Source organism: Mesorhizobium sp. WSM4311 (assembly GCF_002295115.1).
GTDB lineage: Bacteria > Pseudomonadota > Alphaproteobacteria > Rhizobiales > Rhizobiaceae > Mesorhizobium.
Genome location: NZ_NSFV01000004.1, coordinates 250,858 through 265,328, shown reverse-complemented (window position 1 = coordinate 265,328; position 14,471 = coordinate 250,858). Strand labels below are relative to the sequence as shown.

Annotated in this window: 14 protein-coding genes; 6 read left to right on the top strand and 8 right to left on the bottom strand. The window is 64.4% G+C overall.

All coding sequences use genetic code 11. The features are described from left to right. Position 1: 1 nt before the first annotated feature. Entirely contained in the window at positions 2–484 is a 483-nt protein-coding gene (locus tag CK226_RS12090; RefSeq protein WP_095792163.1) for a helix-turn-helix domain-containing protein, read from the bottom strand. A 31-nt stretch (positions 485–515) separates the two neighbouring features. Here CK226_RS12090 and CK226_RS12085 point away from each other — a divergent pair, with 31 nt between their 5' ends. The 6 genes from CK226_RS12085 to CK226_RS12060 all read left to right on the top strand — a co-directional run bounded on the left by CK226_RS12085 (position 516) and on the right by CK226_RS12060 (position 7,199). After that, complete coding sequence (locus CK226_RS12085; protein ID WP_245437738.1) at positions 516–1,406, top strand: class I SAM-dependent methyltransferase; 891 nt, start codon at positions 516–518, stop codon at positions 1,404–1,406. 214 nt (positions 1,407–1,620) lie between these two features. After that, on the top strand, positions 1,621–2,775 hold the full coding sequence (locus tag CK226_RS12080; protein ID WP_095792162.1) for an ABC transporter substrate-binding protein: 1,155 nt from the start codon (positions 1,621–1,623) through the stop codon (positions 2,773–2,775). A gap of 201 nt (positions 2,776–2,976) precedes the next feature. Continuing rightward, a complete protein-coding gene (locus tag CK226_RS12075; protein WP_095771722.1) occupies positions 2,977–3,975 on the top strand; it encodes an ABC transporter ATP-binding protein in 999 nt (332 codons plus the stop codon). Positions 3,976–3,989: 14 nt separating this feature from the next. Continuing rightward, positions 3,990–4,940 (top strand): ABC transporter permease, encoded by a 951-nt coding sequence (locus tag CK226_RS12070; protein ID WP_210202240.1) that lies wholly within the window; start codon positions 3,990–3,992, stop codon positions 4,938–4,940. Further along, positions 4,930–5,745 carry an ABC transporter permease gene (locus CK226_RS12065; protein ID WP_095791964.1) on the top strand — a complete coding sequence of 272 codons (816 nt, stop codon included), beginning with the start codon at positions 4,930–4,932 and terminating at the stop codon, positions 5,743–5,745. The genes CK226_RS12070 and CK226_RS12065 overlap by 11 nt, the downstream gene beginning before the upstream one ends. 26 nt (positions 5,746–5,771) lie before the next feature. Then, a complete protein-coding gene (locus CK226_RS12060; protein WP_095771725.1) occupies positions 5,772–7,199 on the top strand; it encodes a gamma-aminobutyraldehyde dehydrogenase in 1,428 nt (475 codons plus the stop codon). 170 nt (positions 7,200–7,369) lie between these two features. Here CK226_RS12060 and CK226_RS12055 read toward each other — a convergent pair whose 3' ends face one another. From CK226_RS12055 to fdhF, 7 genes are all read right to left on the bottom strand, one after another. After that, a complete protein-coding gene (locus tag CK226_RS12055; RefSeq protein ID WP_010913185.1) occupies positions 7,370–7,684 on the bottom strand; it encodes a hypothetical protein in 315 nt (104 codons plus the stop codon). 37 nt (positions 7,685–7,721) lie between these two features. Further along, positions 7,722–8,084 carry a nuclear transport factor 2 family protein gene (locus CK226_RS12050; RefSeq protein ID WP_095792161.1) on the bottom strand — a complete coding sequence of 121 codons (363 nt, stop codon included), beginning with the start codon at positions 8,082–8,084 and terminating at the stop codon, positions 7,722–7,724. Positions 8,085–8,167: 83 nt separating this feature from the next. Continuing rightward, the gene (locus CK226_RS12045) at positions 8,168–8,647 is read right to left on the bottom strand and encodes a carboxymuconolactone decarboxylase family protein (RefSeq protein WP_095771726.1); all 480 of its coding nucleotides are present in this window, start codon (positions 8,645–8,647) and stop codon (positions 8,168–8,170) included. 108 nt (positions 8,648–8,755) lie between these two features. Further along, positions 8,756–10,309: an alpha/beta fold hydrolase gene (locus CK226_RS12040; RefSeq protein ID WP_095791963.1), complete on the bottom strand. Its 1,554-nt coding sequence runs from the start codon at positions 10,307–10,309 to the stop codon at positions 8,756–8,758. A gap of 116 nt (positions 10,310–10,425) precedes the next feature. Next, positions 10,426–10,734: a formate dehydrogenase subunit delta gene (locus tag CK226_RS12035; protein WP_095787208.1), complete on the bottom strand. Its 309-nt coding sequence runs from the start codon at positions 10,732–10,734 to the stop codon at positions 10,426–10,428. Beyond that, a complete protein-coding gene (gene fdhD, locus CK226_RS12030; RefSeq protein ID WP_095771729.1) occupies positions 10,724–11,554 on the bottom strand; it encodes a formate dehydrogenase accessory sulfurtransferase FdhD in 831 nt (276 codons plus the stop codon). The genes CK226_RS12035 and fdhD overlap by 11 nt, the downstream gene beginning before the upstream one ends. 2 nt (positions 11,555–11,556) lie before the next feature. After that, positions 11,557–14,469, bottom strand: a complete 2,913-nt coding sequence (gene fdhF / locus CK226_RS12025; protein WP_095791962.1) for a formate dehydrogenase subunit alpha — start codon at positions 14,467–14,469, stop codon at positions 11,557–11,559. Positions 14,470–14,471: the final 2 nt, after the last annotated feature.

Sequence of the window (14,471 nt, the reverse complement as noted above, 5' to 3'; positions counted from 1 at the left end):
CCTACTCCAGCCTGACGTGGCCAGTCCTACGCTTGCGCCTTGTGACGGAAACCGCCTCCGCCTTGAACGGCGCGAGCGGAGCAACCTCGAAGCGACCGGCACCGGCAAGCCTGACGGCGCGGCGGAACGTCGGACACTCCATCGGCCGGGCGGCCGGACATTTAGCGGCGTGACGCAAAGCCTCTCGGATCGCCGTCAGCCGTTGGATGGTTTGGTCCAGTTCGTTCGCCTTGGCATCCAGGCGCCCTCGATCCATTTTCGGCAGGCCGTCGGGCGTTAGCATCGAGGAAATCTCGTCCAGTGCGAATCCACCGGCGCGTCCGAGCGCGATCAAGGCCAGTCGGTCCAGGACGGCAGGGTCGAACAGGCGGCGCTGGCCGCGACGGCCGATCGAGGCGACGAGGCCCCTCTCCTCGTAGTAGCGAAGTGTGGAGGCGGGCACGCCGGTGCGGCGCGACACTTCGGCAATGTCCATACCTTTCATGCTTGACCTCAAGTCGGCTTGAACTCGTAGAGTGCTCGCGACGATCAGCGAGAGCAACACGAAAGCGAGGTCCGTTATGCCGCAATCCGCGCCGCCAAACACATGTCAAGCCGCGCTCTGGAACGATGTCAGCGGAAAGACCTGGGTCGAGATGCAGCCGATCCTCGACGAGACACTGGCGCCGTTCGAGCGGCTGGTGGTCGATGCCGGCTATCCCGGGGAAGGGGGCAATGTCCTGGACGTCGGCTGCGGTGCCGGCGCCACGACTCTGGCGATGGCGCGCCGCGTGGGCAGCGACGGAAATTGTGTGGGGCTCGACATATCGCAGCCGCTTGTCGCCCTGGCGACGGAGCGCACGAAGGTGGGAGGGGTAGCAAACGCAAGTTTTGAAGTGGGCGATGCCCAGGCATATGCGTTCGAACCGGGGTACTTCGACGCTGTTATCTCGCGCTTCGGTGTCATGTTCTTCGATGATCCCGTGGCCGCGTTCACCAACATAAGAAAGGCCGCGAGGCGCGGCGGCAAACTCGCCTTTGTTGCCTGGCGCAGTCCGCTCGAGAATGATTTCATGACGACCGCCGCGCGAGCGGCTGCGCCTTTCCTGCCGCCCGCACCCACGCCGGACCCCGATGCGCCGGGTCAGTTCGCCTTTGCCGACGGCGCCAAGGTGAGGCGGATCCTGGAAGCGAGCGGCTGGGCTTCAATCGCAGTCGAACAGGCAGACGTCCCGTGTCGGATCGCCCAACGCGATCTGATGACGTTCGTCACCCGGCTAGGGCCGGTCGGCGCCGCGCTGCGCGAGGTTGACCGGGCGACGGCCGAAAAAATCACCACGGTGTTGCCGGCTGCGTTCGCGCCTTTCGTTGAGGACGGTGAGGCTCGCTTTAACGCCGCCTGCTGGCTGGTGACGGCGCTTGCTTAAAGCGGCGGCCGTCTATCGGAAAAACCGATATCGTCTTTCTGATAAATGAATTTGCGAAACCGGAATTTTCCAAGCACTTTCGGTGTCAGGGACCAAAGCCGCCAGCAGAGCGACATCAAGTCCACAGGACGAACTGATATGTTTTTCAGTCCGCGCGTGATCTGGCGAAAACCGGAGCGGTTTCGTGGGCATGCGCCAAAATGGGAGATCGATGATGAATTCATTTCTGAAGTCGTGCACGGCGCTGACGGTCGCGCTGACCTTCTCCGGTCAGGCCGTCGCCCAGGTCAAGGAACTCGGCAAGGGCGAGGGCCAGGTCAACATCGTTGCCTGGCCGGGCTACATCGAGCGCGGCGAGACCGACAAGGGCTATGACTGGGTCACCGCCTTCGAGAAGGAGAGCGGCTGCAAGGTCAACGTCAAGACCGCCAACACGTCGGATGAGATGGTCTCGCTGATGAACGAGGGCGGCTTCGACCTCGTCACGGCTTCGGGTGATGCCTCGCTGCGCCTCGTCGCCGGCAAGCGCGTGCAGCCGATCAACACCGATCTGATCCCGAGCTGGAAGACGGTCGACGACCGGCTGAAGGACGCGCCCTGGTTCACCGTCGACAAGGTGCATTACGGCGTTCCTTACCAGTGGGGACCGAACATCCTGATGTACAACACCGAGGTGTTCAAGGAAGCGCCCAAGAGCTGGAACGTCGTCTTCGAGGAAATGAAGCTGCCGGACGGCAAGTCCAACAAGGGCCGCGTCCAGGCCTATGACGGGCCGATCCACATCGCCGACGCCGCCAACTATCTGATGTTCCACAAGCCGGAACTCGGCATCAAGGATCCCTACGAACTGAACGAGGACCAGTACAAGGCAGCCCTCGAACTGCTGCGCGTCCAGCGCACGCTGGTCGGCCGCTACTGGCATGACGCCGCCATCCAGGTCGACGATTTCCAGAATGAAGGTGTCGTCGCCTCCGGTTCATGGCCGTATCAGGTCAACACGTTGGTCGCCGCCAAGAAGCCGGTTGCCTCGACCGTGCCGGAAGAAGGCGTCACCGGCTGGGCCGACACCACCATGATGGAAGCCGACGCGGCCCACCCGAACTGCGCCTATATGTGGCTCGAACATTCGCTGTCGCCGAAAGTGCAGGGCGATGTCTCGGCCTGGTTCGGATCGCTCCCCGTGGTGCCCGCCGCCTGCAAGGGCAACGAGCTCTTGACCGACGAAGGCTGCAAGACCAACGGCTACGACAATTTCGACAAGATCAAGTTCTGGAAGACGCCGGTCTCGAAATGCGCCACCCAGAACGACCAGTGCGTGCCTTACTACCGCTGGGTGTCGGACTATATCGGCGTTATCGGCGGACGGTGATTTCGCTTACCCTCCCCCTTGTGGGGAGGGTCGACGCGCAGCGTCGGCGTGGGGGCTGCCCGAAACGTCGGCGCCGTCACCCCTACCCGCGGCTTCGCCGCGACCTCCCCCATCGAGGGGGAGGTGGACTGTCGCTCCGGTCCTAATCGGGCGGCAAGAGCCATTTCGACCAAAGACAAACCGGCAACAGACTGAGAGCCCATGACATCAGCCGTCTCCTTTCAGAAAGTCTCGCGCCATTTCGGCAGTGTGCGCGCCGTCGATGCTGTCGATCTCGACATTGTACCGGGCGAGTTCTTCGCCATGCTCGGTCCCTCCGGTTCCGGCAAGACGACATGCCTGCGCCTGATCGCCGGCTTCGAGCAGCCGACTTCGGGTTCGATCTCGATCTTCGGCGAGCGCGCCGAGGGCGTGCCGCCCTATCGCCGCAACGTCAACACGGTGTTCCAGGACTACGCGCTGTTCCCGCATCTCAATGTGCTCGATAACGTTGCCTATGGGCTGATGGTCAAGGGCGTCGGCAAGGCCGGACGGCACAAGGCGGCCGAGGAAGCCCTGTCGCTGGTGCGGCTGCCAGGCTACGGCGCCCGCCGCCCCGGGCAGCTTTCCGGCGGCCAGCGCCAGCGCGTCGCGCTCGCCCGCGCTCTGGTCAACCAGCCCAAGGTACTGCTGCTCGACGAGCCGCTCGGCGCGCTTGACCTGAAGCTGCGCGAGAACATGCAGGAGGAGCTGAAATCGCTGCAGAAGGCGCTCGGCATCACCTTCGTCTTCGTCACCCACGACCAGGGCGAGGCGCTGTCGATGGCCGACCGCGTCGCCGTCTTCAACGACGGCAGGATCATGCAGATCGGCACGCCGGAGGATATTTATCAGCGGCCGAGAACCCGCTTCGTCGCCGATTTCGTCGGCTCCTCCAACGTGCTGCCGCCGGATTTCGTCCAGCGTTATTCCGGTCAGCACTGCTGGGGCAGTCTCCGCCCCGAATCCATTCGCGTCAGCCGCGCCGCAAGCGGCGAAGGCGTCGCCGCCCGCCTCGTCTCGACCAACTATCTCGGCGCCACCACCAGGCTGGCGCTTGATGCCGACGGATTGAAGCTGCACGCCGTGGTGCCAGCCGGCACGGCGCTGCCTGCCGAAGGCGAAGCGGTGGTGCTCACCTTCAACCGCGAGCACCTGCATCTGATGGATGAGCCGGCATGAGCGTCGACGCCACCATGCCGCGCGCCACGGCCCCCGCCATCCTGCCCGGCAGCGGCGGCATGCGCGGCGCGCTGTCGGACCTGTTCTGGCGCCGGCCGCAACTGCTTCTGCTGCTCATGCTTTTGCCGCCGGTGCTGTGGCTCGGCATCGTCTATATCGGCTCGCTCTTCGCGCTGCTGGCACAGAGCTTCTTCTCCATCGACGAGTTCTCCGGCCTCATCAACCGCCAGTTCACGCTGAAGACCTATGGCGACCTGCTGCAGGCCGCCAATCTCGACATCATCCTGCGCACCGTCACCATGGCGGCCTTGGTCACGCTGGCCTCGGCCATCGTCGCCTTTCCGATCGCCTACTATGCCGCGCGCTATGCCCGTGGCCGCTGGAAGGCGCTGTTCTATCTCGGCGTCATGCTGCCGCTGTGGTCGAGCTACCTGGTCAAGATCTATGCCTGGAAGCTGATCCTGGCCAAGGAAGGCATCCTCACCTGGCTCTTCGCCAAGCTGCATGTGCTGTGGCTGCTCGATGCCTGGCTGGCGTTGCCGGTCGTCGGCGGCAACTCGCTGTCGGTGTCGTTCACAGGCACCTTCATCGTCTTCGTCTATGTCTGGCTGCCCTTCATGATCCTCCCCGTTCAGGCCTCCCTTGAGCGCGTACCCGGCAATCTGGTGGAAGCTTCGTCCGACCTCGGCGCTTCGCCCGGCCAGACCTTCCGCAACGTGCTGTTCCCGCTGGCGCTGCCCGGCATAGTCGCCGGCTCGATCTTCACCTTCTCGCTGACATTGGGCGATTACATCATCCCGCAGATCATCGGCACGTCGCGCCTGTTCATCGGCCAGGCCGTCTATTCGCAGCAAGGTACCGCCGGCAACATCCCGCTCGCCGCCGCCTTCACCGTGGTGCCCATCGTCATCATGGGCTTCTACCTCTGGGGCGCCAAGCGCATGGGGGCTTTCGATGCGCTCTGACCGTGGTCAATCGGCTCCGCTCGGCTTGAAGATCGCCGCCGCCTGCGGCCTGCTCTTCCTGCATTTGCCGATCCTGCTGATCTTCGTCTACGCCTTCACCACCGAGGAGAAGAGCTTCGTCTGGCCGCCGCCGGGGCTGACCACGCAGTGGTTCGCCGTCACATGGAACCGGCCTGACGTGTGGGAAGCGCTGTCGCTGTCGGTGCGCGTCGCCGCCATCTCGACGGCGATCGCACTGGTGCTCGGCACGCTGTGCGCCGCCGCTGTGTCACGGACGAAATTCTTCGGCCGCGAGACCATCTCGCTGCTGGTCATCCTGCCGATCGCGCTGCCCGGCATCATCACCGGCATCGCGCTCCGCTCGGCCTTTTCGCTCGCCGACATTCCTTTCTCGTTCTGGACGATCGTGCTCGGCCACGCCACTTTCTGCGTGGTCGTCGTCTACAACAATGCGGTCGCCCGTTTCCGTCGCACATCCGGTTCGATGATCGAGGCCTCGATGGATCTCGGCGCCGACAGTTTTCAGACCTTCCGCCATGTCGTGCTGCCCAACATCGCCACCGCGCTGCTTGCAGGCGGCATGCTGGCCTTCGCTTTGTCTTTCGACGAAGTCATCGTCACCACCTTCACCGCCGGCCAGCAGCAGACCGTGCCGATCTGGATGCTGGAGGAGCTGATCCGCCCGCGCCAGCGCCCGGTCACCAATGTCGTGGCCATGGTCGTCGTGCTGGTGACGCTGCTGCCCATCCTGTTTGCCTATTACCTCACCCGCGACGGCGACCAGATCGCTGGTTCGGGCAAATAACGTCAGTTCGTAAGGGAGAGACGTCCATGGACACCCAGATGCTGATCGGCTCGAAATTCGAGAACGGCGCCGAGACCGAGGAGCCGATCCTCAATCCGAAGACCGGGGCGACCATTCTCAACCTGCCCGAGGCCAGCCAGGCGCAGATCGAGGCGGCGGTGGCGGCCGCCGAACAAGCGTTCGTCCTGTGGTCGCGCACCACGCCGGCGCAGCGCTCTGGTTATCTCCTCAAGATCGCCGACCGCATCGAGGCCGAGGCCAAGGACTTCGCCGCTCTCGAGGCGCTGAACTGCGGCAAGCCGATCAATTCCGTGCTCAATGACGAGATTCCGGCCATCGTCGACTGCTACCGCTTCTTCGCCGGCGCGGTCCGTACGATGCCGGGCGTCGTCGCAGGCGAATATCTGCCCGGCCACACCTCGATGGTGCGACGCGACCCGATCGGCATCGTCGCCTCGATCGCGCCCTGGAACTACCCGCTGATGATGATGGCCTGGAAGCTGGCGCCGGCGATCGGCGGCGGCAACACCGTCGTCTTCAAGCCGTCGGAGCAGACGCCGCTGACGACGCTGAAGCTGGCCAGGATCCTGGCCGAAATCCTCCCCGAAGGCGTGGTCAATGTCGTGCTCGGCCGTGGCGACAGCGTCGGCAACGCGCTGATCAACCATCCCAAGGTCAACATGATCTCGATCACCGGCGACGTCGCCACCGGCAAGAAGGTGCTGCAGGCGGCCGCCAAATCGGTCAAGCGCACGCATCTCGAACTCGGCGGCAAGGCCCCGGTCATCGTCTTCGACGACGCCGACCTTGGCGCGGTAGTCAATGGCCTGCGCGCCTTCGGCTACTACAATGCCGGCCAGGACTGCACCGCCGCCTGCCGCATCTATGCCGGCAAGAAGGTCTACGACAAGCTCGTCGCTGACCTCTCTTCCGCCGTCTCGACCATCAGGTACAACCAGCCGGACGACACCGAAAACGAGATCGGCCCGCTGATCTCGCGCCGCCAGCGCGACCGCGTGTCGAGCTTCGTCGAACGCGCCTCCGAGCTGAAGCACATCGAGATCACCACCGGCGGCAAGCCGGGCGAGGGCACCGGCTTCTACTATCAGCCGACCGTCGTCGCCGGTGCCTTGCAGGAGGACGAAATCGTGCGTCGCGAAGTGTTCGGCCCGGTCGTCTCGGTCACCCGTTTCACGGAAGTCGACGAGGCGGTCAACTGGGCCAATGACAGCGACTACGGCCTGGCGTCATCGGTTTGGACCAAGGACGTCTCGCGCGCCATGGCGACGGCGGCCCGCCTGCAATATGGCTGCACATGGATCAACACCCATTTCATGCTGACCAACGAGATGCCGCATGGCGGGTTGAAGCAGTCCGGCTACGGCAAGGACATGTCGCTCTATGCACTGGAAGACTATACCGCCGTGCGGCACGTGATGGTGGCGCACGCGTAGCGCAGTTTCCCTTCTCCCCCGCGGGAGAAGGTGGATCGGCGCGCAGCGCCGAGACGGATGAGGGTGTTCCAGCTTGGCGCCAAGTCACCCCTCACCCGGATTGCCAGCCGAATTGCGAAGGGCAATTCGGGGCAATCCGACCTCTCCCACAAGGGGAAGAGGTAGCGGTGCTACTCGACGATACGATAGATGTTCCACAGGCTGGTGCCTGACACGACATAGGGCTCCATCTCCTTGCCCCATTTGGCGTGTGCGTCGATCTTGCTGATCTTGGCGAACATCGCCTCCAGCTGGGCCAGGCTTTCGACCTGATGGTGCGACTCGACCGTCGCTTCGCGTGCGCCGATCGATCCGGTCATGATCTGGAACTTCAGCTCGGCGAGGCCGACCTGCGAGCCGATCTCGCGTTCCCATTTCTTCAACAGGTCGAGCACGGTCTGTTTATGCCCGAACTTCGCGTCGATCTGCCATCTAGCGCTGAACATGCTGGTTCCTCCCAAGGTTGAGTTGGTGGCTGTTTGCCTATTCATCCCAGGCTTGCACGACGGTCTGCCGCGCGATTCGCCCGTTCTTCAGCTCCAGCATCGCGGCGGCGAACACTTTTGTACCGTCCGGATAGGCGCAGGCCTGGGTGAAGGCGAGGCTGTCGCCGTCGGCGATCGTGGTGTCGACCTTGTGGGTCATCGCCCGGCTGCAGATGTCGTCCCAGAAGGTGGTGATCGCCGCGCGCCCGCGGATCTCGCGCGGCTTGCTCGGCGGGTTGTTGCGGTCGATCACCCGCACCAGCGCGTCGTCGGCATAGAAGCCAGACAGCATCTTGCCATCGCGGCTCTCGATCGCCTTCTTGATCGCCGCGCCATCCACGACTTGAGTCTTGGTCAGCATCTTATCCTCCATATGCCCGTCTTCACGCGGGCGGGTGATATTCAGTAGGGGGCTGCCCGGCGCTCGCCGCCAGGCAGGGGTTCTCACTGCGACTTCGCCTTGACGGCCGCGAAGACGTCGTCGGTCTGCTTCTTGAAAGTGGCGAGATCGACCTGGCTTCCATTGAGCATCGTCGACCAATGGCGCACGATCGCCGCCATCGCGATCGTCTCCTTGATCTCCTCGTCGCTCGCGCCGTTGAGCTTGGCGGCCTCGGTATGGAAATAGATGCAGTACTGGCAAGGTATCTGCGCGGCCACCGCAAGACCTATCAGTTCCTTGGTCTTGCCATCGAGCGCGGTCTTGGGATTGAGCTGCACGCCCTTGATTTCGGCCCAGGCGCCGGCGACCGCCACGTCAGGCAGTGTCTTGAACATGTCCGGCACCGAGCCGAGCGTCGCCTGGATGTCCTTGTAGGCGGCTGTCGCCGATGCATCCTCGGCCTTTGCGGGAGTGATCGTGAACAGCGCGCCAATGCCTGCCGCGATCACAAATGATCTGACGTTCAGTTTTGACTCGAGCATTTCATCCTCCGTTCGCAGTGCCTTCCCGGCGATATCCGCCTGGCCTGCATGGGGGAATTGATAGCGCTTGGATCGGCGTGCCCGCTTCGCCCGAAAGCGCCATGGCTGTCATGGCCCGTCCGGGCCAGCGTGCCTGGCGGAGAATGCCGCCGCCGCCGCACGCGATGGCAGGTCGAGCTTGAGCAGAATGTTGGCGACGTGACGCTTGACCGTGTGCTCGCTCAGCCTGAGCTCGCCAGCGATCGCCGCATTGCTTTTGCCATCGGCGATCAGGTTCACCACCTCGCTTTCCCGTGCCGTCAACACGGCGGGTTCAGCCGGCTTGGATTTCGAGCGGCAGGCCGGTTCCAGATGCTGCTCCGACGTCGCATGCATCACCGGCAATGGCTCGTCGAGTTCGCCGAGGCTGACACGGCCGGCGTCGACGAAATGCAGGCCGGATCCCACCGCCAGGTCGGCAACCAGCCGGGAGGCCAGAATCTCGCCACGCCCGGCATGGTTCGCCAATTGCATGGTCACGCGTGCCGTCAGTCCGACCGGCGGGCCGCGCGCTTCGATCTCGCCGACATGGACCCCTTGCGCGCTCGCCACGCCGATCTGCTGCGCCGCCTCGCGCAACGCCGCCGCGCAGCGTATGGCGCGCGCCGGCCCGTCGAAGCGCGAAATCATCAATTCACCATGCGTACCCGTCGCGCGTCCGCCATGACGCCCGACCAGCAGCCGCCAGCTCTCCTGAAAGCGCTGACTGCGCTCGTGCCACATGCGATCGCCAAGCTTGGCCGTGTCGTAGATGCGCGTCACTAGCAATGCGGCAAGCACGCGCTCGGTGTCGGCCACCGCCGGCTGGCCGGTCAGAAATTCCTCGATCAGGTCGGCGACGCGGTCGACGTCGCCGGTCCAGATCGGATGGTCGCGCCCGGCGATCTCGACCAGCCGCGCATTCGGGATATTCTTTGCCAGGAAGCGGCTGGCTTCGGGATCGACGCGAACATCGTTGCGGCGATGGATCAGCAGTGTCGGCGCGTTGATCGCGCCGAGGATGTCCCGCACGTCGATCCCGGCATTCATGCGGGCAAGTGCTGCCGCTGCGGTCGGGCTTGCCGACAAGCGCTCGAAGCGCGCCCACCACCGGGTGAAATGCGGGTCGTCGACCCGGCCCGGCGCGAAGCTGGGCAAGGTGGCACCCGTGCCCCATGACGTTTCCGTCGTCTCGATGAAGGCGCCGAGGCGTTCGGGCGATATCACCCATTTGTGGAAATGCGCATAGCCGCCATAGAGCGCCAGCGCCCGCGTCCGTTCCGGATAGGTGGCGGCGAACAGCATCGCCATTGGTGCGCCTTCCGAGGCGCCAAGTAGCGCCGCGCGGCCGCTGCCGGTTGCGTCCATCACCGCGCGCACATCGTCCATGCGGGTTTCGAGGCTGGGCAAGTGATGGACATCGACACGGTCGGAAAGACCGGTGCCGCGCTTGTCGAACAGGATCAGCCGCGAGAATGCCGAAAGCCGCCTCAGGAGCCTTGTATAGCCCTCGTCTTCCCAATGCAGGTCGAGATTGGAAATGAAGCCCGGAACGAAGACAAGATCAAGCGAGCCCTGGCCGACCACCTGATAGGCGATCCGCGCCTCGCCACTGAGGGCATATCGGGTCTCGATCGGCCTCACGAGTTTCTTCCGCCCGGCCTGACGATTTCTGATCGGTAACCATAGCAGAGCCGCGTCGATAGCGGCAGCTCAAACCTTAGTGGAAATGATTATAGGCTCGCGCAGCCGGCTTGCGGCTACTTTTGCGACGCGGCGGCGTCGGCCGGGAAGGGTTTGAGCCCGAGCTTGAGATCGGCCTCGGCTGGCGTGATCGGCCGCTTGATCCTGGCCGATGCCGCCACGACGAGTTCGTCGAAGCCTTCGCCGCTGTCCAGCAGTTCGAAGAACTGCCGCCGCATCCTCGGTTCCCAGAATTTGTTGATGTGCTCGGCGACGCCGGCAACACCTTCCTCGCGCGACTTGGAATGGAAGAAGGCCGCGATCTGGTTGGCCATGCGCACCAGCTTTTCGCTGGTGCTCGTGATGTGGTCTTCGTCATGCGACATGCTGGGCAACTCCCAAAACCACCCGGTCGGGGTGGGTGAAAACATCGAAATCCTCGCCGCGCACCAGCGCCACCAGCGTCATGCCGGCCTCATCGGCCGTGCGGATGGCAAGCGCGGTCGGCGCCGAGACGGCGATGATGAAGGCCGAGCCGACCGCCGCCGTCTTCTGCACCATTTCGACGGACACGCGCGACGTCACCACAACGGCTCCCGAGGCGCCGTCGATGCCGGCTTTGGCCAACGCGCCTGCGAGCTTGTCCAGCGCATTGTGGCGGCCGACATCCTCGCGCGCCATGACGACGCCCTTGCCAGGAATATAGAAGCCGGCGGCATGTACGGCTCCGGTTTCCTGATGCAGCGGCTGCACCTTCGACAAAAGCTTGACGGAGCGGACGATGTCGTCGGCATCAAGCGTAAGTTTTGACGCACCAACGGCGTCGACGGACCGCATCGCTTCCTCGATGGACTCAATGCCGCACAGCCCGCAGCCAACCGGCCCGGCAAGCCTGCGCCGCCGCGCCTCGAAGCGTGTATTGGCCTGATCCTTGAGCCGGATCTGGATATCGATGCCGGCGCCATGATCCTCGACTTCGATCGCCTCGATCTCTTGCGGGTCGGCAATGATGCCTTCCGTCAGCGAGAAGCCGAGCGCGAAATCCTCGAAGTCGGCAGGGCTCGCCATCATCACCGCATGCGTGGTTCCGGCAAAGGAAAACGCCACCGGCGTCTCCTCCGGCACCATGCGGTTGGCAACAGTCGTACTGCTGGCGCGGTGCGCCAGGCGCGATATCTCGGTCGTGGCTTTGCGGCGCGCGGCCACGGCTACTCCGCCGCCTGCAGCGAGGCGATGCGGCGGCTGTTCCTGGCCTGCTCGTCATACTCGCGTTGCCAATCCGACGGGCCGTTCGAGGCGCCGACCTGCACCGCCGTCACCTTGTACTCCGGACAGTTGGTCGCCCAGTCCGAGAAGTCGGTGGTGATGACGTTGGCCTGCGTGTCCGGATGGTGGAAGGTGGTGTAGACCACGCCAGGCGACACACGGTCCGTGATCAGCGCCCGCAGCGTCGTCTCGCCGGAGCGGCTGGTCAGCCGCACCCAGTCGCCATCGCGCAGGCCGCGGTTCTCGGCATCGTGCGGATGGATCTCCAGCCGGTCTTCCGAGTGCCACATGACGTTGTCGGTGCGCCGCGTCTGCGCGCCGACATTGTACTGGCTGAGGATGCGGCCAGTGGTCAAAAGCAGCGGGAAGCGCGGCCCGGTCCTCTCGTCCGTCGCCACATATTCGGTGCGGATGAACTTGCCCTTGCCGCGCACGAAGCCGTCTATGTGCATGATCGGCGTTCCGAGCGGGGCCTTCTCGTTGCACGGCCATTGCACCGATCCGACCCGGTCGAGCAGCTCGAAGGAGACATTGGCGAAGCTCGGCGTCGTCTGGGCGATCTCGTCCATGATCTGCGAGGGATGCGTGTAGTTCCAGTCGAGCCCGATCGCGCGGGCAAGCTCCTGCGTCGCCTCCCAGTCGGCATAGCGCGCCTTCGGTTCCAGCACCTTGCGCACCATGTTGATGCGCCGCTCGGCATTGGTGAAGGTGCCGTCCTTTTCCAGGAAGGTCGAGCCCGGCAGGAAGACATGCGCGTAATTCGCCGTCTCGTTGAGGAAGAGATCGTGCACGACCACGCACTCCATGGCCGCGAGACCGCCCGCGACATGCTTGGTGTCGGGATCGGACTGCAAGATGTCCTCGCCCTGGATGTAGATGCCCTTGAAGGAGCCGTCGACGGCGGCGTCCAGCATGTTGGGAATGCGCAGGCCGGGTTCGTCGTCCAGCTTCACGCCCCAAAGGCTTTCATAGATATCGCGCACGGCTTCGCCGGAGATGTGGCGATAGCCGGGCAGTTCGTGCGGGAAGGAGCCCATGTCGCACGAGCCCTGCACATTGTTCTGGCCACGCAGCGGATTCACGCCGACGCCCGGGCGGCCGATATTGCCGGTGGCCATGGCGAGGTTGGCGATCGCCATCACCGTGGTCGAGCCCTGGCTGTGCTCGGTGACGCCGAGGCCGTAATAGATCGCGCCATTGCCGCCCTTGGCGTAGAGCCGCGCGGCACCCCGGATCAGTTCCGGGTCGACTCCGGAAAGCTTGCCGACGATTTCAGGGCTGTTCTCCGGCAAGGCGACGAAGGAGGCCCAGTCCTGGAACTCCGTCCAGTCGCAGCGTTCGCGGATGAAGGCTTCGTCGAAAAGCCCTTCGGTAACGATGACATGCGCCAGTGACGTCAGCACCGCCACGTTGGTGCCGGGCTTCAGCGGCAGGTGATAGTCGGCCTCGATATGCGCCGACTTGACCATCTCGGTGCGGCGCGGATCGAGCACGATCAGCTTGGCGCCCTGGCGCAGCCGCTTCTTGAGACGCGAGGCGAACACCGGATGGGCGGAAACCGGATTGGCGCCGATGATGACGGCGACGTCGGTGAATTCGACCGAGTCGAAATCCTGCGTGCCGGCCGAGGTGCCGTAGGTCTGGCCGAGCCCGTAGCCGGTCGGCGAATGGCAGACGCGGGCGCAGGTGTCGACATTGTTGTTGCGGAAACCCTGCCGCACCAGCTTCTGCACGAGATAGGTCTCCTCGTTCGTGCAGCGCGAGGAGGTGATGCCGCCGATCGAGGTGCGGCCGTATTGATACTGGATCCGGCGGAATTCCTTGGCGGTGTGGGCGATCGCCTCTTCCCAGCTCACTTCGCGCCACGGATCGGAGATCTTCTCGCGGATCATCGGCGACAGGATGCGGTCCTTGTGGGTGGCGTAGCCATAGGCGAAGCGGCCCTTGACGCAGCTGTGGCCGTGGTTCGCCTTGCCGTCCTTGTAGGGCATCATGCGGATGACTTCGTCGTCCTTCACCTCGGCCTTGAACGAGCAGCCGACGCCGCAATAGGCGCAGGTGGTAACGGCCGAGCGTTCCGGCATGCCCTTCTCGAGCACCGTCTTCTCGCGCAGCGCGTCGGTCGGGCAGGCCTGCACGCAGGCTCCGCATGACACGCATTCGGAAGCGATGAAATCCTCATGCATGCCGGCGACCATGCGCGATTCGAAACCGCGGCCCTCGATGGTCAGCGCGAAGGTGCCCTGCACTTCCTCGCACGCCCGCACGCAGCGCGAGCAGACGATGCACTGCGCCGGATCATAGGTGAAATAAGGATTGGATTCGTCGCGGGCGATGTAGTCGACCGCCAGCGAGCCATGGCCGGGCGCCACGCCGTCTTCCTGCTTGACGTGGTTGCGGCCCTCGACGCCGTAGCGGTTCTCGGTCAGACCGACCGACTTCGCCACTGTGTCGAATTCGCTGGCGCCGGTGCCGGCCTTCTCGTTCCAGCCGGTCGGATGGTCGGAGACGTAAAGCTCCATGACGCCGCGGCGGATGGCGTCGAGCCGGTCGGACTGCGTGCGCACCACCATGCCTTCGCCAACCGGCGTCGTGCAGGACGCCGGCGTGCCGCCGCGCCCTTCGATCTCGACCAGGCAGACACGGCACGAGCCGAATGAGTCCAGCATGTCGGTGGCACAGAGCTTCGGGATCTCGACGCCGCCTTCCATAGCGGCGCGCATGATCGAGGTGCCTTCCGGCACCGTGATGCTGCGGCCGTCGACGCTCAGCGTGACCTGCTTTTGCGCCCGCGATTCCGGGGTTCCGTAGTCGATCTCTTCGACGAGCGATGGGAAGTCGGCCTTGATGTTCATCT